The following is an 18,473-nucleotide window of genomic DNA, read 5'->3' on the forward strand; positions in this document are numbered from 1 at the left end:
GCGCCGCCGCACGCGCGAAACCCTAGGCCATGACCACGCCCCCGCTCGCCCCCTACCCCGCCAGCCGCCTGCGCCGTGTTCGGCAGGCGGACTGGACCCGCCGCCTGATCCGCGAAACCGAAGTGCGTCCGTCCGACCTGATCTGGTCGATGATCGTGCACGAAGGCGAAGGCGTCATCCCGATCGCCTCGATGCCGGGCGTCGAGCGCCTGAGCGTCAAGGACGCCGCCAAGGCCGCCGTGCGGGCTCGCAACCTGGGCATTCCGGCCATCGCCATCTTCCCGCATATCGACGGATCGCGGAAGGACGCCACCGGCTCGATCGCCGCAGATCCGGACGGCGTCATCCCCCGCGCCGTCAAGGCCATGAAGGACGCCGCCCCCGAGGTCGGCATCATGTGCGATGTGGCGCTGGACCCCTTCACCAACCACGGCCATGACGGCGTGATCGAAGGCGGCAAGATCCTCAACGACCCGACTATCGAGCGCCTGATCGAACAGGGCCTGATGCAAGCCGAGGCCGGCGCCGACATCCTGGCCCCGTCCGACATGATGGACGGCCGCATCGGCGCCCTGCGCGCGGCTCTGGAAGGCGCCAATTTCCAGGACACGATGATCATGTCCTATGCCGCCAAATACGCCTCGGCCTTCTACGGCCCCTACCGCGACGCGATCGGCTCGGCGAAACTGTCGGCGGGCCAAGGGGATAAAAAGACCTACCAGATGGACCCGGCCAATACCGAGGAAGCGATCCGCGAGGTCGCCCTCGACATCGCCGAGGGCGCCGACATGGTCATGGTAAAGCCGGGCATGCCCTATCTGGATATCCTGCGCCGCCTGGTCGATGAGTTCCGCATGCCCACCTACGCCTTCCAGGTGTCGGGCGAGTACGCGATGATCAAGGCCGCCGGGATGAACGGCTGGATCGACGAGGAACGCGCCATCCTCGAAAGCCTGACCGCGTTCAAGCGGGCCGGCGCCGCCGGGATCATCAGCTATTTCGCGCCGTGGGCGGCGGAAAAGCTGGGGTCGTGAGTCAGCCCCGGGCAGCCTTCAGCCCGGGCCGGTTCTACGGCGCCGTCGCGGTGGAACATCACCTCGCAGACGCCCGTGTCGCGCATTTGGCCGCCACCACGCCGCCCGAACAGGTGGCTGAGCACAGTCATGACGACGCCCATTTCGTGCTGGCCACGCGCGGGCGGTACGTGACCACCGCGCATGGCGACGAGACCGAGGGTCCGGTGCTGGTCTTCAACCCGCCCGGCGTCATCCATCGCGACCGCTTCGAGGGCGTGGACGGCTGGTTCCTGGCGATCAGTGTCGAGGCCGAAACGTGGCGCGACCTGACCAGCCAGTCCAGCGCAGCTGTCGACGCCCTGCGCTTGCAGTCGCCCCGGGCGGTCGGCGCCGCCCTGCGCCTGACTCGCGCCGCCCTGTCGCGCGACATCGAGCGGATCGACCTTGAGACCCACGCCCTGGCGCTGACCGCCGAGGCCATGATCCCGGCGCGCCGTGAAAGTCAGAAGCGACCGGCTTGGCTGGATACGGCCGAGAGCTTCCTGGCCGACAGCTTCGACCAGCCGATCGGCATCGCCGACATCGCCCGCGCCGCCGGCGTCCACCGCGTGCACCTGGCGCGGGGCTATCAGCGCTGGATCGGCGCCGCCCCGGGCGACCGGCTGCGGGCCCGCCGGCTGGAGCGGGCCGCCGACCTGCTGATGCACGGCCGCACGGGCATCGGCGAAGTCGCCCTTCTGGCCGGCTTCTGCGACCAGAGCCATCTGAACCGTCAGTTCCGCGCCGCCTATGGCGTAACCCCCGGCGAATTCGCGCGCCTGTGCGGCCGGCGCCGACCGTCGGCTTCCCACGATGTTTCCACCGTCCAAGACGAGCCGCGCGAAGCGAGCTAACCGGGACCCCAAGCGTAGGAGTATCCGTCTTGAAGCCTTTGTTGATCGCCGCCGCCCTTTTGCTGGCCGCGCCCCTTCCCGCCCTCGCCGCCGACAAGGACTGGCCAACCGCCGCGCCGGCCGCCGAGGGCCTTTCCGCCGAGCGGCTGGAGGCGATGTCCGCCGCCATCAAGAAGGGTGATTTTCAGCAGATCACCAGTGTCCTGATCGCCCGCCACGGTAAGCTGGTCTCGGAATCCTACTATGATGACGGCGGCGCCGACGCCCGCCGCAACACGCGCTCGGTCACCAAGACGGTGACCGGCATGCTGGCGGGGGCCGCCATCGCCCGCGGCAAGATCTCCAGCGTTTCCGCCCCCATCCTGCCCTATCTGAAGGACCGGCTGCCGCTCGAGAACCCCGATCCGCGCAAGGCGAAGATCACGGTCGAGGATCTGCTGACCATGAGCTCCCTGCTCGAATGCGACGACGAGAACTCGTTCTCGCGCGGCAACGAGGAGCGCATGTACCTGATCGAGGACTGGCCGAAATTCTACCTCGACCTGCCCATCCGTGGCTTTCCGGCCTGGATGCCCAAGCCCGCCGACGCCCCCTATGGCAGAAGCTTCAGCTACTGCACCGCCGGGGTCACCACGCTGGGCGCGGCGGTCCAGAGCGCGGTGAAAAAGCCTCTGCCCGCCTTCGCGGATGAGGCGCTGTTTGGCCCGCTGGGCATCGAGAAGCCGCAATGGCAGTTCTCGCCCACGGGCCTGGCCCAAGGCGGCGGCGGCCTTGAGCTGACCAGCCGAGACCTGCTGAAACTGGGCCAGCTCTACGCCAATGGCGGGCGCTGGAACGGCCAGCAGATCCTGCCAGAGGCCTGGGTCAAGGCGTCCGTCACACCGCATGCCGAGGCGCGCACGGCGACCGACTACGGCTATCTGTGGTGGCTGCAGACCTTCGCCGGCCACAAGGCCTGGCTGATGAACGGCAGTGGCGGCAACAAGGTGATCGTGATCCCCGATCTCGACCTCGTGGTGGTGATCACCACCACCAACTTCAATGTCCGAGGTTCCCATGGGATTTCCGACAAGCTGCTGGTCGAGCACGTGCTGGCGGCGGTCGGCGGCTGAGGCGAATCCCTTCGTCTGCTATGGCTGGGTCCATGACCCAGCCGACCATCGACATCGTCACCGCCGTCATCCGCGACGACGCCGGGCGGATGCTGGTGGTGCGCAAGCGCGGCACGGCGATCTTCATGAAGCCCGGCGGCAAGCGCGAACCGGGCGAGGATGACCTCACCGCACTCGCCCGCGAACTCGACGAAGAGCTGGGCTGCAAGCTTGTCAGCACGGACCTGCTGGGTCATTTCGAGGCCCCGGCGGCCAACGAGGCCGGCTTCACGGTCAAGGCCGCGACCTATCTCGCCAAGGTCGAGGGCGAGATCGGCGTGCGGGCCGAAATCGAGGAGATGGCCTGGATCGACATCGCCGCGCCGGGCGACATCCGCCTGGCGCCGCTGATGCGTGTGGTGATCGCCGCCCTCTAGCGGCCCGTCCGGGTCGCCTCGTCCAGGCGGGCCAGCAGGATGCCCAGCGCCACCTCGCGCGCTCGCCCCGGCGGCTTGCCCAGCAGGTCACTCAGCGGCGGCCCGAACAGTCCGACCCCCAGGGCGAAGGTCACGCAGCCCAGGATGAAGTCGCCCAGCATCTCGGCCGAGACGCCCGTCACCTGGTTGATACGGGCGTCGATCACCTCCTGAACGGCGCCGCGCACACTGGTCATACGCGACGCCTCGCCGGTCAGCACCAGCCAGGCCGCCAGACGCGCCGCGCCCTTGGCCTCGAAGGCGTCGAACAAAGCTCGCATACCGTCGCCGGCCAGGGCGACCGTGTCGCCTTCGGTCACGGTGATGGACAGCACCTCGTCGACCAGTTGCCGGATCATCCGCTCCATCAAGGCCGTCTGCACGCCGTCGATCGAGCCGAAGTGATGCAGCACGGTGGCGTTGGCCACCCCCGCCCCCCGGGCCACCTCGACCAGCTTCAGGTCCTGCGGCCCCGAGGCCAGCAGGATGGTTTCGGCGGCCGCCAGGATGTTGTCGCGCGACGCTTCGGGCGAACGTCGTTGCCGGGTGCGGGGTGCGGAGGACTCTATTGACATTTTTATCGGTAAGGCCATTCTAGAGACAGGCTTGCTGCGACAAGCCCTATCCCGAGGCAGGAACGAACGCCATGGCCGCGCCGCGCAACACCCCCCAGGACGTCGAGGTCACGCCGCGTGACCTGCATTTCGACACCCAGGCCGTCAGCAAGGGCGCCTGGCTGGGCGGTGACGTGGTGGGCACCGCGGTGTTCAACGCCCTGTCCCTGACCTTCCCCGACGGCGAGCGGCTGTTCATGGACGCCGTGCGCCACTATCGGCCCAAGCTGTCGGGCAAGCTGCTGGACGACGCCAAGGCCTTCATCACCCAGGAAGCCATCCATTCGCGCGAACACGTGGCGATGAACGGCGGCCTGGATCGCGACCGCTATCCCGTCGCCGCCATCGAAGCCCAGGTCAAGGCGCGCACCGCCATGGTCCGCGAGCGCGGCCCGATGGCCATGCTGGGGGCCACCATCGCCCTGGAACACTTCACCTCGATGATGGCCGACTCGTTCATGCGCGATGACGGTCTGTTCGAGAACACTGACCCCGAAATGAAGCGCCTGTGGCAATGGCACGCCCTGGAAGAGACCGAGCACAAGGCGGTGGCCTTCGACGTTTTCCAGACCGTCACCCAGGCCTGGACGCCGCTGCAACGTTATCGCCTTCGCGTCCGGGTGATGGTGCTGATCAGCCTCCTGTTCACCCGCAACATCACCCGCTACGCCTCCGCCCTGCTGGCCGCCGACGGCATGAAGCCGGGCATAGCGCGGGCCAGGGTGTTGTGGTTCCTGTTCGGGACGCCGGGTCTGTTCCGCCGCTGCGCCCGCGAATACCGGGCTTGGTATCGCCCGGCCTTCCATCCGTGGGACCATGACAACCGCCAGCGGCTGCAAGGCCTGCGCGACGCGTTCACTCCGGCAATGGCGGCGGAATAGGGCGAGCGCCCCGAACACGCTCCGCGACAAGCACGGTCAGGCCGCCGACGGCGTAGGCGACCAGATCCTTGAAATCGAAGACGCCGCCGAAAACGACGCGGGCCAGTCGGTTGCCGGCCAGTCCCACAAGCTCGAGGACGTGGACGAGCTGGCCCAACTCGATGACCACCGCGAGCGCCAGGGCGGCCGCCAGGGCTGACGCCAACCGCAGCGGCGTCGCGGCCCGCACCGCCAGATAGACCAGAACCACCGCCAGGACGTCCCCGCCATAGGGGCGGATCAGATCGTCATTGAGCCAGAGGGCGATGGCTGCCTCGACCGCAAAGACGATCAAGGCCGCCAGGCCATAGACAAGGCGAGGTCTCATGGTTTGCCCCATGACCTTATCAGCATCCCGGAACGCAAGGCCCAGGCTCGCCTAGGCTTCCAGGCGCGCCGCCAGGCTGGACGTATCCCAGCGATTTCCGCCCATGGCCTGCACCTCGGCATAGAACCCGTCGATCATCTTCGCGCTCTCGAGCCTGGCCCCGTTGCGGGCGGCTTCGTCCAGGGCGATTCCCAGGTCCTTGCGCATCCAGTCGACCGCGAAGCCGAACTCGAACTCGCCCCGCGCCATGGTCGCCCAGCGGTTCTCCATCTGCCAGGACTGGGCCGCGCCCTTGGAGATCGCCGCCAGCACATCATCGGTCGGCAGGCCCGCGCGCTTGGCGAAGTGCAAGGCCTCGGCCACGCCCTGGATCACACCGGCGATGGCGATCTGGTTGCACATCTTGGTCAGTTGGCCGGCGCCCACCTCGCCCATGCGGCGCACGGCCTTGGCATAGACGGCGATGACCGGCTCGATCCTGGCGAAGGCTGCGGCGTCGCCGCCGGCCATGATGGTAAGCTGACCGTTCACCGCCCCAGCCTGGCCACCCGACACGGGGGCGTCGACGAAGAAGCAACCCTGGCCGGCGACCAATGCCGCCATCTCGCGCGCCACGGTGGCTGAGGTTGTGGTGTGGTCGACGATCACCGCGCCCGGGCTCATGGCCGGCAGGGCCTGCGCCACAACAGCGCGCACGTCGTCATCATTGCCCACGCACAGCGCGATCAGCTCACAGCCGGCGACGCCCGCCTGGATCGTATCGAAGGCCGCGCCGCCATGCTCGGCGGCCCAGCGCCGGGCCTTGTCCGGGCTGCGATTGAAGACGGAAACGTCGCGGCCGGCGGCCTTCAGGTGGCCCGCCATGGGATAGCCCATCACGCCCAGGCCGATAAACGCCGTCTTCATGTCGAACACTCCCTTGAAGGTCCTGCGATTTCGCCTGCCCGGGTCCATTCGGCAACCCCATCTTAACGTCCGCAGGTCACCTTCCCCAGACAGGGTTAAGCAGGCTTAAGCACTATGGCCGTCAGTAGCGAACAGCCGATCATCATCAAGAAGGTCAAGAAGGTGGTCGGCGGCGGACACCATGGTGGCGCGTGGAAAGTCGCCTACGCCGACTTCGTGACCGCGATGATGGCCTTCTTCCTGCTGATGTGGCTGCTGAACTCCACAAGTCCCGAACAAAAACAAGGCATTGCCGACTATTTCGCGCCAGCCAGCATCTCGTCGACCACCAGCGGGTCGGGCGGCATCCTGGGCGGCACGTCCCTGGGTGACGATGGCGCCAAGGCTGACGGCAAGCTGTCGGTGATCCAGCAGATGGCCCCCGAGGCGCCCGACAGTTCCAACAAGGACGGCCAGAGCACGACGACGGCCAATCTCGAATCAGCCAGCGAAGAAGCCCTGCGCGACGCTTTGGCCAAGAAAGAACAGGACAGCTTCGCCTCCGCCGCCCAATCCCTGCGCCAGTCGCTGCAGGAAATGCCTGAGCTGGCCGAGTTGTCCAAGCAGATCATGATCGACCAGACACCGGAGGGCATGCGCATCCAGCTGATCGATCAGGAGGGCCGTTCGATGTTCAAGGAGAACTCGAAGGAGCCCAATGACCGCGCCAAGATTCTGCTGCGTGCGGTCGCCAAGGTCGTCAACCAGTTGCCCAACCGCGTCACCATTTCGGGTCACACCAGCTCCAACGCTCTGGGCCGCAAGAGCGACAGCGACTGGGCGCTCTCGGCGAGCCGCGCGGACGCCTCGCGCCAGTTCCTGCGCAATGCCGGGGTCAATGACGACCGGATCTACCAGGTTTCCGGCAAGGCTAATTCCGAACCCCTTTATGCCGACGACCCGACCCTTGCCGGGAACCGGCGCATCTCCATCGTATTGTTGCGTGAAAAACCGGTACTGCCGGACGGCCTGTGACCTTTAGCGGCTCCGCTTCGCAGAGCCGCTTGCGCAAATGACCGGCATACCGCCTAATCACTGAACGGCCCAAGGCCGATGAAAGGGGACGGGCGCTACTGTGACGCAGCATTTTCCGACGCGACAGCTTCGGTTCTTCCTCACGGCCCCGACCCCTTGCCCCTACTTGCCCGGGCGCGAGGAGCGCAAGGTTTTTGCCCACCTCCCGCTGTCGGACGGCCCCACCGTCAATGACAGCTTGACCCAGGTCGGCTTCCGTCGCTCCCAGAACATCGCCTATCGCCCCGCCTGCGAAACCTGTCGCGCCTGCCAGTCGGCCCGCGCCCCGGCGACGGACTATGTGTTCTCGCGCTCGGAACGGAAGGTTTTGGCTCGCAACGGCGACCTTGAGCGCCATCTGGTCGAGTCCGAGGCGACCCTGGAGCAGTTCGAGCTGCTGCGACGCTACCTGCTGACCCGCCACGCCGACGGCGGGATGGCCGAGATGACCTGGCCCGACTATGTCGCCATGGTCGAGGACACTGCTGTCCGCACCCATCTGATTGAATATCGCAGCCGCTCGCTGGATCGCGGCCCCGGTGACCTGATCGCCTGCGTGCTGGTCGATGTGCTCGCTGACGGCCTGTCGCTGGTCTACAGCTTCTATGATCCAACCCTGACCAAGCGCAGCCTGGGCTCGTTCATCATCCTGGACCACATGGTCCAGGCCACCCAGATCGGCCTGCCCTATGTCTATCTGGGCTACTGGGTGCCCGGCAGTGAGAAGATGGCCTACAAGGCTCGCTTCTCGCCCCTGGAAATCCTCAAGCCCGGCGGCTGGGCCCTGATGTCGGCCCGCGAGCGCGGGGCGCGGACACCCAGGGTGCTGGCCACGCCGCTCGACGTCGAGGGCGACGCGCTGGACCTCAGCGACGCCCAGCCTGCAGTCCTGGACGAGCTTTAGCAAAAATACCGCTCACCCCCGCGAAAGCGGGGACCCAAGCTGAGCAGACCGATGATCCAATGAAATTCGGCTTGGGCCCCGCTTTCGCGGGGGTGGCCGGGGTGGGTGGAAGTCCGAGACCGGATCTGGCGGCCCTACCTCGCGAAGCTGACCCCGCCGTCCACCGTCACCGCCGAACCCATCACATAGTCCCCGGCCCGCGAAGCCAGATAGATCGCCGTACCAGCCATATCCTCGTCCGTGCCGATCCGGCCGGCCGGAATGGCCTTGGACACCGCGTCGGCGTGGTCGCGGGCGACCTTGTTCATGTCCGAGGCGAAAGCGCCGGGCGCGATGGCCGAAACCGCGATGTTGTCCGGCGCCAAGCGCAGGGCCATGCGCTTGGTCAGGTGCAGCAGACCCGCCTTGGATGCGCCATAGGGATAGGTCTCTTCCTTGGCGACCGACTGGCCGTCGATCGAGCAGATGTTGATCACCTTGGCCACGCGATCCTTGGCCGCCGCGCGCAGGGGAGCGATCAGGGCCTGGGTCAGGAAGAACGGAGTCTTCATGTTCAGGTCGACGGTCTTGTCCCAGCCGCTTTCCGGGAATTCGTCGAACGGCGCGCCCCAGGCGGCGCCGGCGTTGTTGACCAGCACATCGAGCTTCTCTTCCCGCTCGAGGATCCGCTTGGCCAAACCGTCGATGCCGTCCATCGTCGAGATATCACCCGGCAGCGAGACGCACTCGCCAAATTCCGACAGGGCCTCGGCGGTCGCGTCGCAGGCGGCGGCCTTGCGGGCGGTGATGTAGACGCGCTTGGCGCCATAGATCAGGAAGCCCTTGGCGATCATCGCACCGATGCCGCGCGAGCCGCCAGTGACGAGGGCGACGCGGCCTTCGAGCGAAAACAGATTCTGCATGGTTCTGACTCCTAGAAGCCGCGCGCGGCGGCCAGGCCGCCGAGGCGACCGGTAATGTCGTGAAACTGGGCGACGGTCTCGTCGATGATCTGCTGGGCGGTCTTGACCTCGTCGATCAGGCCGATGGTCTGGCCGGCCAGGGCTGGCGCCGCCTCCATGTCGCCGCCGAAATAGACGCCCAGAATGCCCTTCAGGGCGTCGGGCGGCATCAGGCCGGCGTCATAGATCTCCTTGGTCCGCTCGGACTTCAGGGCCCGGATGCAGGGGCTGGATTTCTTGTTGAGGATCCAGGTGCCGGTCTCCTTGCCGCCGGTGATGGCGGCCTTGTAGTTCTCGTGCACCGGGCTCTCGGCCGAGCTGACGAAGCGCGTGCCCATCTGGATCGCCTCGGCTCCGAGGGCAAAGGCGGCCGCCATGCCGCGTCCGTCGCAGATGCCGCCGGCCGCGATCAGCGGCACGTCCACCCGCGCGCGGATGGCCTGCAGCAGGACCAGGGTCGAAACTTCCTCGGGGTTCTTGAAGCCGCCGCCTTCCGCGCCCTCGACCACCAGGCCGTCGATCCCGGCCTCGGCGCATTTGACCGCCGCATCGACCGTCGGCACGGCGTGATAGACGACGATGCCGGCGTCCTTCAGCGGGCCGATGAACTTGGCCGGACTGCCGGCCGAGGTGGTGACGAACTTCACCCCGCTCTCGCAGACGAATTTGAGCATGGCGTCGTCGCGCAGGAACATGATGGGCAGGTTCACGCCGAACGGCAGACCCGTCTCCGCCATTTTGCGGATCTCGGCCTTGCAGGTCTCGGTCTCACCCGAGGAGGTTTCGATGATCCCCAGCCCGCCGGCCCGCGACACGGCCGAAGCCAGCGGATAGCGGGCGATCCAGCCCATCGGGGCCTGGACGATCGGATATTTGGCCCCGGTATGGGCCAGCACGCGGTTGGTCTGGGTCATGGGATCAGCAACACACGGCCGACGGCCTGGCGGCTCTCGATATAGGCGTGGGCGGCGGCGGCTTCCGACAGCCGGAAAGTCCTGTCGATGACCACCTGCAGTTCGCCGCGGGCGGCCTCCTCGATCAGGGTCTGGATCATGTCATGGACGCGATCGGTCATGATCTCGGCCCCCAGGAACACGCCGGTCAGGATGCGATTGCCGCCCATCAGCGACGAGACATCCACCTTCAGAGGCTCGCGCCCGGCATTGCCGACCAGCGAGACGCGGCCGCGATAGGCCAGCGACAGCAGGCTGCCCTCCAGGGTCGCGCCGCCGACCGGATCGACCACCAGATCGACGCCCTTGCCGCCGGTCAGTTTCATCACCTGCTCGACCACGTCGTCGCGGCGGTAGTTGATACCGTGATCCAGACCAAAGGCCTTCAGGCGCTCAAGGCGCTCGTCGCTGGAGGCGGTGGCCAGCACCGTCGCCCCGGCCCGCTTGGCCAGCTGGATGGCGGCGATGCCGACCGCCCCCGCGCCGGCCTGGACCAGCACGGTTTCGCCGGCCTTCAGGTGACCGGCGCCGAACAGGCACTCATGCGCCGTGCCGAACGGCACCGGCATGGCGGCGGCTTTTTGCAGGTCGAAGCCGTTCGGGATCGGCCAGGAGTTGCGGGCCGGGACCGACCGCAGTTCGGCGTGCGAGCCGAAGGCGTTCACGGTGACCACCTTTTGGCCGACCTTCAGGTGGGTGACCTCGGCCCCGACCTCGACGATCTCGCCCGCCGCCTGATAGCCGACGATGTGCGGGCTGCCCGCCATCGCCCCGCCGCCGCGATTGAGGGTGTCGCCGCCCTCGATGCTGACCGCCTCGACGCGGATGACCACGCCCGAGGCGTGGCAGGGCGGATCGGCCACATCCTCATAGCGCAGCACCTCCGGCGAACCGGTTTCGTAATAGACGGCGGCCTTCATGGCGCTCTCCCTAAAGTGTTCTTTTGCCTCCCGATCCGATCTGGCCGGCGACCGCCGGCCAGATCGCAAAGGCGACTATTTCGAAGGATCGACCAGCGCCGAATAGACCAGCTGCTGGCTGACATCGTCGAGATTGCGCAGGGCCGGATCGCCGTCCTTGTTGAGGATGTGGATCATGCCCAGGAAGAACAGGTCGTTCTTCGGATCGATCCAGAACCAGGTGCCGGCCGCGCCGCCCCAGCTGATCGTGCCCTCGCCTACCGGCTCGCCAGCCTTGGCCGGATCGGTGATGACCATGAAGTCCAGGCCAAAGCCCTGGCCGCGCGCGTTGCGGAACGAGCCGTCCTTACCGGTCATGATCTCGTCGCTCAGGTGGTTGGAGCCCATCATGGCGATCGTGCTGGGCGACAGGATCCGCGCGCCGTCCAGCTCACCGCCATTAAGGATCATCTGGGCGAAACGGGCATAGTCGGCGCTGGTCGAGACCAGGCCGCCGCCGCCCGAGGCCACGGCCGGTGGCTTGCTGATATCCAGCACCATGAAGCCCGCGGCGGGGACCAGCTTATTGTCCTTTGGGCTCCACAGATACATGGAGGCCAGACGATCGTTCTTCTCAGCCGGCAGATAGAAGCCGGTGTCGACCATCTTCAGCGGCTCGAAGATCCGCGTGCGCATGAAGTCGGCCAGAGACATGCCCGACAGTTTCTCGACGATGAAGCCCTGGATATCGACCGAAGCGCTGTATTTCCACTGCGCGCCCGGCTGACCCACCAGCGGCAGGGCCGCGACCTTTTCGATGAACTCCTGGCCGGTCTTGCTGCTCAGCACGCCGGTCGAGACATAGGCCTTGTCGACGGGGTTGTCGGGCACCAGGCCATAGGCGAACCCGCCCGAATGGCTCATCAGCTCGCGCATGGTCGGCGGACGGCTGGCCGGTTCGGTGATGAAAGTCCCGTCCGGGTTCTGGCCCTTATAGACCTGCAGCTTGGCGAATTCGGGGATGTACTTGCTGACCGGATCGTCGAGGCGCCACTTGCCCTCCTCGTACAGCATCATCATCGCCACGCCGGTGACGGGCTTGGTCTGGGAATAGATCCGGAAGATCGTATCCTTGGTCATCGGCGGGCCGTCGAAGCCCTTCTTGCCGTGAACCTCGAAGGCGACAACCTTGCCGTGACGCACGACCATGGTGGTGACGCCCGGCAGATGGCCCTGATCGACCAGGGCCTGCATGGCGCTGTCCAGGCGCTTGAGACGCTGGGCCGAAAAGCCCACGCTTTCCGGCGCGGCGGTCGCCAGGCTGACAGCGGGGCTGCTCTTGGGGGCCGCATACAGCGGCGCGGCCGAAGCCAGAAGCCCAACCGCCAGGGCGGCTCCCATAAACCGACGCAATGCCATTCTCGCCCTCCAGCGAACAGTTGTTTGAAGCGACCTTAGGGGCAATCGCCCCGCTTGCGCAGTCAGTTTTTCTCTACAGCAAGGCGCGTGAAATCGGACTCATGCGCCTTGCTCCAGGTTTTTATTTTCGCATCGTTTTGGCGGAAAACCGGCGTCCACTTTTCCGCACTATGCTTTGGGACGGCCGACGGCACTCGTGAGGGCGATATCGCCGTCCTCGGCTTACTATCGGTCATCCCCAAGGGCCCGGGCGTTCGCCCGCGACGATCGGCGCCGGACCTTAACCCTGTTTGATCAGGCCCGCTTAACCGTTCCAAACCAGATTGCTTCGCACCACTGAAGGAAATCGCCGTGCAAGTTTCCACCACCAGCGCCGCCTCTTACACGCCGCCGCGTGCCTCCGGCTCGGGCGAGGCTTCGGCGCCGACCGCCGATCTCACGCAACTGGCGGTGGCGCAGACCAACATCAAGATGACGGCGGCGGCCGGCGCGGCCCTTGGCCAGACCACCGGCGAGCTGACCGGCGTACTGCTCAACATCTCGGCCTGAACCGGGCCGAGCCCCTACTCCACCGCGAAGGTCAGTCCGGCATTGGCCTGCAGGCGCTCGACCAGCTTGCCCTGCATCGCCGCGCCCGGCGTCCAGATCCCGCCCGGGACATCGGTCGCCTCGGTCACCAGGCAAATGGCCGACTCGGCGATCATCTTTGACGTCGATCCATAGCCGGGATCCTTGTCACCCTTGACGCTGGCCCGGACCTGCCGGCCGTCGGCGGCGAGCCCCAGAAACAGCACATCATAGAAGCCGGTCTCGCGCTCTTCCTGGCTGGGGCCTTCGCCGGGCTTGGGCCCGCCTTCGCCGCCCAGGCCGCCGTCAGACGCGGCGATCATCCTGGCGATCTGTTCGCCCTGCTCGCCGGGCCCGGTCATCATCATCTCGTCATAGACGAAGTCGGCGCCATAGGCCTGGCCCAGCAGGGCGTTGGACCGGTGGACATTGCGGGTATTGATCGCCGCCATCACGAACGGCGCGACCCACACGCCGAGATCCTCGTCCAGCATCGGCTTATTGCCTGAAGGCTGAGCGGGTCCCTCGAAGCCCGGGACCAGTGAGAACGGGTTTTTCAGCAGCGTGATGATCGACGGATCGCGTGCGGCGGCGGCCATGGTCGCCTTCAGGCTGGCGGCCGTACCGCCCGAGAAGCCGCCCTTCATGCCGCGCACCCGGCCCTTCACCCGTGGAACCGGTCCGCCCAGCTGGGCATTGGCGGCCTCCTGCAGGAACCAGACGCCCAGCTCGAAGGGAATGGAGTCGAACCCGCACGAAAACACGATCCGCGCGCCGCTCTTCTGGGCTGTGGCGTGGTGAGTGTCGATCATCTGCCGCATCCAGGCCGGCTCGCCGCACAGGTCCAGATAGTCGGTTCCCGCCTGCGCGCAGGCGGCCACCAGGCTGGAGCCATACAGCTGATAGGGCCCGACCGTGGTGAGCACCGCCTTGGTCCGCGCGACCATGGCTTTCAGCGAGACGGGATCGTCGGCGTCGGCCGTGACCAGCGGAGTGTCGGCGGGCGCGCCGATCTCGTCGCGGACGGCGGCCAGCTTGTCGAGGCTGCGCCCCGCCATCGCCCAGCGCAGCTTTCCCCCGACGCCATATTGCTTGGCCAAGTACTCGGCGACCAGCCGCCCGGTGAAGCCGCTGGCCCCATAAACGATGATGTCGAATTCCGCCGTCGGGTTCATGCGCCCCTCCCCTGGTCTTGTTGTCGGCAACATGACCGGGTTGGGCGATCGATGCAAACGCCCGTTTGAATTGACCGCGCTGGGAGAGCGTCCGGGCGGACCTATCCCGCCTTGAGCACGCGCTCGATGCGACGGTCGGGGATAAACCAGATCCCCGCCACGGCGACGTAGCAACCGACCCCGACCCACGGATTGAGGAAGGCCAGGCCGATGCCCGCGACGTACAGCAACGGCGACAGCTTGGTTTTGTAGTCCTTGCCAAAGGCCTGGGCCAGTTTGGAGTCCGGCCCCTCGTTGCGGACCAGCAGCCGGGCCAAGAGCATGAAGGCCAGGGCGCACATCAGCATCACGCCGCCATACAGCGCGACGGGTACGGCGGCGAAATGGTTCTCGCCCATCCAGCCCGTGACGAACGGCACCAGCGACAACCAGAACAGCAGGTGCAGATTGGCCCACAGGATCGGCCCGGTCACCGAGGTCACGACATGGAACATGTGGTGGTGATTGTTCCAGTAGATGCCGACATAGATGAAGCTCAGAACATAGCTGAGGAACACAGGGATCAGCGGACCCAGCGACGCCAGATCCGGGTGATGCGGAACCTTCAGCTCCAGCACCATGATGGTGATGACAATGGCCAGAACGCCATCGCTGAACGCCTCAATTCGCCCCTTGCCCATCCCCATGCCCCCTATTGATCTGGATGTTCCAGCGCCTGATAAACCAGCGTTCGCGTGGTGGCGTCCAGCCCTGATCCCACGCCGCCCAGGCGCTGGATCATGCCGATGAAGAACAGGTCATTGGCCGGGTCGATCCAGAACCAGGTGCCGGCGCTGCCGCCCCAGCTGATGGTCCCCGGCCCAACGGGCGCGCCGGAAGCGGCTGGATCCACAGCCACGGCGACGTCCAGGCCGTAGCCCATGCCCGCCGCGAACGGGAAAGGCTTCTGGGTCGGCTGCAGCACATTGGCCGTGCCGTTGGTGGTGACCGTGAAGCTGGGCGGCAGTTGGTTCAGCCGCATCAGGGCCACCGTTTCGGGCTGCAGGATCCGCACACCCTCAAGGTCGCCGCCATTGAGCAGCATCTGGGCGAAACGCGCGAAATCATGAGCCGTCGAGACCAGTCCCCCGCCGCCCGACGGGGCCAGCGGCGGCCGGGTGATATCGCGCCAGCCGCCCTCGACGGCCGGGATCAGATGACCGCTGGCGTCGGCATCATACAGTGCAGCCAGCCGGCCGACCTTCTCCTGCGGCACATAAAAGGCCGTATCGCCCATGCCCAGCGGCGTGAAGATGCGCTCCTGCATGAACACCGGCAGCGACTGGCCCGACAGCTTCTCGACGATATAGCCCTGGATATCGGCGGCGATGCTGTAGCGCCACAACGTGCCCGGCTCGGCGAACATCGGCAGGTCCGAGACCTTGCGCACCAGTTGGTCCAGCGACTCCGACTGCAGCACCGAAGCCTTGAAATAGGCCTGGTCGGCGGGGCTGGACGGGTCGTCGGCGATGCCATAGGCGAAACCCGCCGTATGGGTCATCAGCTCGCGCATGGTGGGCGGGCGCGAGATCGGCTTCAGCACCGGTCGCCCCTCGGCGTCCATCGTGGCGACCCGCAGATTGGCGAATTCCGGCACATATTTGCTGACCGGATCGTCCAGCTTCCACCTGCCCTCTTCATACAGGATCATCATCGCCACGCCGGTGACCGGCTTGGTTTCCGACCGGATGCGGAAGATGGCGTCGGCCGGCATCGGATCGCCGGTCTCGAGCCCGCGCTTGCCGAAGGTGGCGGCCTGTACGAGCTTGCCATGCCGGGCCAGCAGGGTCACCGCCCCGGCGACATGGCCCTGGTCGACCATGGCCTGCATCGTCTCGTCCAGCTTGCGCAGCTTTTCGGACGAGAAGCCGACGGCCTCGGGATGGGCGCGCGGCAGGGGCGCGGCCGTAGCCCCGCCCGCCGCGGCCGCATAGCCGAGCAGGCTGGCGACAAACGCGATCGCCTTCCGCCTCAGCCGCCCGCTGTTCATTTCGGCTTGAACCGCTTGGAGGTCGGGAAGCCCTTGGGCGCCAGCTTGCCGGCCCCGGCCCGCTTGCCGACAAAGAGGTTCCAGTCGGTCCAGTCGCGACGGCGACCGGCGGAATCGATCCAGTAGCCGCCGGTCTCGGCGTTGAACGACAGCGCGTCGCGCAGGCCGCCCTCACGATAGGCCTGCAGCTTGACGCCCTTGCCGCGCGGCATTTCCGGCAGCTCTTCCAGCGGGAAGATCAGGATCTTGCCGTTGTCGCCGATCACAGCCATCTGGTCGCCGACGGCTTCCAGGCAGAAGGCCGCGCCCGCCGCGTCGACGGTCAGGACCTGCTTGCCGGCCTTGCGATTGGCCAAGGCTTCTTCCTCGGGCATCAGGAAGCCATAGCCGAGCTTGGAGGCCAAAATGCGTTTGCGGCCCGCCTTGAACGGGAAGACGTCGAGGATCTTCACCTTGTCTTCCAGCTCGATCATCATCCGCAGCGGCTCGCCATGGCCCCGAGCGCTGGGCAGCTTGTCGCAGCCGATCGTGAAGAAGCGGCCGTCGGAGCTGAAGATCAGCAGCTTGTCGGTGGTCTCGGCCGGGACCAGGAAGCCCAGCTTGTCGCCTTCCTTGAACTTCAGTTCGGACGGATCCTCCACCTTGCCCTTGGCGGCGCGGATCCAGCCACGGTCCGACAGGATGATGGTGATCGGTTCACGGACGATCATCGCCTCGATGGCGGCTTCGGCGTCGACCAGCGGCGCCTCGGCGAAGATCGAACGGCCCACGGCGCCGGTGGGACGCCCGCCCTTGTCCAGCGGATGCTTGATCTTCAGCAGGGCGGCGCGCACCTCGCTCAGTCCCGAGCCGACCAGCTTCCACTGGGCCTCGTCGCTGGCCAGCATGGCCAGGATGCCGTCGCGCTCTTCCATCAGCTCGGCGTGCTCGCGGCGGATCTCCATCTCTTCCAGCTTGGCCAACTGGCGCAGGCGGGTGTTGAGGATGGCGTCGGCCTGGATGTCGGACAGCGTGAAGGTCGAGATCAGCTTCTGTTTCGGCTCGTCCTCGTAACGGACGATGCGGATCACCTCATCCAGATTGAGGTATGCGATCAGCAAACCGTCCAAAATGTGCAGACGGGCCTCGATCTTGCCCAGGCGGTGACGGGCCCGGCGGGTCAGCACCTCGCGACGGTGGGCGAGGAACGCCATCAGCGCCTGCTTCAGCCCCATCACGCCCGGCGTGCCGCGCGCGTCCAGCACGTTCATATTGACCGGGAAGCGGCTCTCCAGCGCCGAGAGCTTGAACAGGCTCTCCATCAGCACTTCGGGCTCGACGTTCTTGGACTTGGGCTCCAGCACCAGCCGGATGTCCTCGGCGCTCTCGTCGCGCACGTCGCCCAGCAGGGCCGCCTTCTTGTTTTCGATCAGGTCGGCCAGCTGCTCGACCAGATCCGACTTCTTCACCTGATAGGGAATTTCGGTGACGACGATCTGATAGGTGCCGCGACCGGTGTCTTCCTTCTCCCACTTGGCGCGGACGCGCACGCCGCCGCGGCCGGTCTCGTAGGTTTCCAGCAAGCTGTCGCGCGGCTCGACAATGACGCCGCCAGTCGGGAAGTCGGGGCCCGGGATGCGCTCCAGCAGATCGGCGGTCGTCGCGTCGGGACGGCTGAGCAGCAGCAGGCAGCCGTCGATCAGCTCGGCGGCGTTGTGCGGCGGGATGGAGGTGGCCATGCCGACCGCGATGCCCGACGAGCCGTTGGCCAGCAGGTTGGGGAAGCCCGACGGCAGAACCACCGGCTCCTCGTCCTGGCCGTCATAGGTGGGCCGGAAATCGACCGCGTCCTCATCGATGCCGTCCAGCAGCAGCGTCGCCGCCGTGGTCATCCGGCATTCGGTGTAGCGCATGGCCGCAGCGCTATCGCCGTCGATATTGCCGAAATTGCCCTGGCCCTCGACCAGCGGGATGCGCTGAGCGAACTCCTGGGCCAGACGCACCAGGGCGTCATAGATCGACTGGTCGCCGTGCGGGTGGAAGTTACCCATCACCTCACCCACCACCTTGGCGCACTTGCGCGCCGCGGCCTCTGGGTTCAGGCGCATGTTGTTCATCGCGTACAGCACGCGACGGTGCACAGGCTTGAGCCCGTCGCGCACGTCCGGCAGGGCCCGCGAACTGATCGTCGACAGGGCATAGGCCAGATAGCGGCGCGACAGGGCCTCGGTCAGGGGCTCGTCAAGGATGCGGTCGCCGTCGCCAGGACCGCCGGGGGGAAGGACAGGTTTGTTCATGAGGAGGAATCGT

The 18,473-nt window shown here is 66.6% G+C and carries 19 protein-coding genes; 8 read left to right on the plus strand and 11 right to left on the minus strand.

Annotated elements, in window-relative coordinates:
- The first annotated feature begins 29 nt into the window (after positions 1-29).
- Genes hemB through ACW18B_RS15865 form a run of 4 tightly spaced genes read left to right on the plus strand, consistent with a single transcriptional unit; the run spans position 30 to position 3,437 of the window.
- Positions 30-1,034: a porphobilinogen synthase gene (gene hemB, locus ACW18B_RS15850; protein ID WP_492047983.1), complete on the plus strand. Its 1,005-nt coding sequence runs from the start codon at positions 30-32 to the stop codon at positions 1,032-1,034.
- Positions 1,031-1,909 (plus strand): helix-turn-helix transcriptional regulator, encoded by an 879-nt coding sequence (locus tag ACW18B_RS15855; protein ID WP_492047984.1) that lies wholly within the window; start codon positions 1,031-1,033, stop codon positions 1,907-1,909. The genes hemB and ACW18B_RS15855 overlap by 4 nt, the downstream gene beginning before the upstream one ends.
- A 29-nt stretch (positions 1,910-1,938) precedes the next feature.
- Entirely contained in the window at positions 1,939-3,021 is a 1,083-nt protein-coding gene (locus ACW18B_RS15860) for a serine hydrolase domain-containing protein (protein ID WP_492047985.1), read from the plus strand.
- A gap of 32 nt (positions 3,022-3,053) precedes the next feature.
- On the plus strand, positions 3,054-3,437 hold the full coding sequence (locus tag ACW18B_RS15865; RefSeq protein WP_492047986.1) for an NUDIX hydrolase: 384 nt from the start codon (positions 3,054-3,056) through the stop codon (positions 3,435-3,437).
- Here the strand turns inward: ACW18B_RS15865 and ACW18B_RS15870 are convergent.
- A complete protein-coding gene (locus ACW18B_RS15870; protein WP_492047987.1) occupies positions 3,434-4,051 on the minus strand; it encodes a TetR/AcrR family transcriptional regulator in 618 nt (205 codons plus the stop codon). The genes ACW18B_RS15865 and ACW18B_RS15870 overlap by 4 nt on opposite strands.
- A 71-nt stretch (positions 4,052-4,122) precedes the next feature.
- Here ACW18B_RS15870 and ACW18B_RS15875 point away from each other — a divergent pair, with 71 nt between their 5' ends.
- Positions 4,123-4,971: a metal-dependent hydrolase gene (locus tag ACW18B_RS15875; RefSeq protein WP_492047988.1), complete on the plus strand. Its 849-nt coding sequence runs from the start codon at positions 4,123-4,125 to the stop codon at positions 4,969-4,971.
- Here ACW18B_RS15875 and ACW18B_RS15880 read toward each other — a convergent pair.
- Entirely contained in the window at positions 4,946-5,338 is a 393-nt protein-coding gene (locus ACW18B_RS15880; RefSeq protein ID WP_492047989.1) for a ribosomal maturation YjgA family protein, read from the minus strand. The genes ACW18B_RS15875 and ACW18B_RS15880 overlap by 26 nt on opposite strands.
- 51 nt (positions 5,339-5,389) lie before the next feature.
- The gene (locus tag ACW18B_RS15885) at positions 5,390-6,337 is read right to left on the minus strand and encodes an NAD(P)-dependent oxidoreductase (protein WP_492051747.1); all 948 of its coding nucleotides are present in this window, start codon (positions 6,335-6,337) and stop codon (positions 5,390-5,392) included.
- A 21-nt stretch (positions 6,338-6,358) separates the two neighbouring features.
- Here ACW18B_RS15885 and ACW18B_RS15890 point away from each other — a divergent pair, with 21 nt between their 5' ends.
- Both ACW18B_RS15890 and ACW18B_RS15895 read left to right on the plus strand, forming a co-directional pair.
- Positions 6,359-7,258, plus strand: coding sequence for a flagellar motor protein MotB (locus ACW18B_RS15890; RefSeq protein WP_492047990.1), 900 nt, complete (start codon positions 6,359-6,361; stop codon positions 7,256-7,258).
- A gap of 100 nt (positions 7,259-7,358) precedes the next feature.
- A complete protein-coding gene (locus ACW18B_RS15895; RefSeq protein WP_492047991.1) occupies positions 7,359-8,201 on the plus strand; it encodes an arginyltransferase in 843 nt (280 codons plus the stop codon).
- A 134-nt stretch (positions 8,202-8,335) separates the two neighbouring features.
- Here ACW18B_RS15895 and ACW18B_RS15900 read toward each other — a convergent pair whose 3' ends face one another.
- The 4 genes from ACW18B_RS15900 to ACW18B_RS15915 all read right to left on the minus strand — a co-directional run bounded on the left by ACW18B_RS15900 (position 8,336) and on the right by ACW18B_RS15915 (position 12,413).
- Positions 8,336-9,103, minus strand: coding sequence for an SDR family oxidoreductase (locus ACW18B_RS15900; protein WP_492047992.1), 768 nt, complete (start codon positions 9,101-9,103; stop codon positions 8,336-8,338).
- A gap of 11 nt (positions 9,104-9,114) precedes the next feature.
- On the minus strand, positions 9,115-10,056 hold the full coding sequence (locus ACW18B_RS15905; protein ID WP_492047993.1) for an NAD(P)H-dependent flavin oxidoreductase: 942 nt from the start codon (positions 10,054-10,056) through the stop codon (positions 9,115-9,117).
- On the minus strand, positions 10,053-11,015 hold the full coding sequence (locus ACW18B_RS15910) for a quinone oxidoreductase family protein (protein ID WP_492047994.1): 963 nt from the start codon (positions 11,013-11,015) through the stop codon (positions 10,053-10,055). Before ACW18B_RS15910 ends, ACW18B_RS15905 begins: the two co-directional genes overlap by 4 nt.
- 75 nt (positions 11,016-11,090) lie before the next feature.
- Complete coding sequence (locus ACW18B_RS15915; RefSeq protein WP_492047995.1) at positions 11,091-12,413, minus strand: serine hydrolase domain-containing protein; 1,323 nt, start codon at positions 12,411-12,413, stop codon at positions 11,091-11,093.
- A 351-nt stretch (positions 12,414-12,764) separates the two neighbouring features.
- On the opposite strand from ACW18B_RS15915, the gene ACW18B_RS15920 reads away from it, so the two are divergent.
- The gene (locus ACW18B_RS15920) at positions 12,765-12,962 is read left to right on the plus strand and encodes a hypothetical protein (protein WP_492047996.1); all 198 of its coding nucleotides are present in this window, start codon (positions 12,765-12,767) and stop codon (positions 12,960-12,962) included.
- 14 nt (positions 12,963-12,976) lie between these two features.
- Here ACW18B_RS15920 and ACW18B_RS15925 read toward each other — a convergent pair whose 3' ends face one another.
- The 4 genes from ACW18B_RS15925 to parC form a co-directional block, all read right to left on the minus strand.
- Entirely contained in the window at positions 12,977-14,155 is a 1,179-nt protein-coding gene (locus tag ACW18B_RS15925; protein WP_492047997.1) for a saccharopine dehydrogenase family protein, read from the minus strand.
- Between the two features lie 101 nt (positions 14,156-14,256).
- Positions 14,257-14,835, minus strand: coding sequence for a TMEM175 family protein (locus tag ACW18B_RS15930; protein ID WP_492047998.1), 579 nt, complete (start codon positions 14,833-14,835; stop codon positions 14,257-14,259).
- Between the two features lie 11 nt (positions 14,836-14,846).
- Positions 14,847-16,184, minus strand: a complete 1,338-nt coding sequence (locus ACW18B_RS15935) for a serine hydrolase domain-containing protein (RefSeq protein WP_492047999.1) — start codon at positions 16,182-16,184, stop codon at positions 14,847-14,849.
- Positions 16,181-18,460: a DNA topoisomerase IV subunit A gene (gene parC, locus ACW18B_RS15940; protein WP_492048000.1), complete on the minus strand. Its 2,280-nt coding sequence runs from the start codon at positions 18,458-18,460 to the stop codon at positions 16,181-16,183. The genes ACW18B_RS15935 and parC overlap by 4 nt, the downstream gene beginning before the upstream one ends.
- Between the last annotated feature and the right edge of the window lie 13 nt (positions 18,461-18,473).

The organism is Caulobacter sp. FV2ps19, from assembly GCF_058681035.1.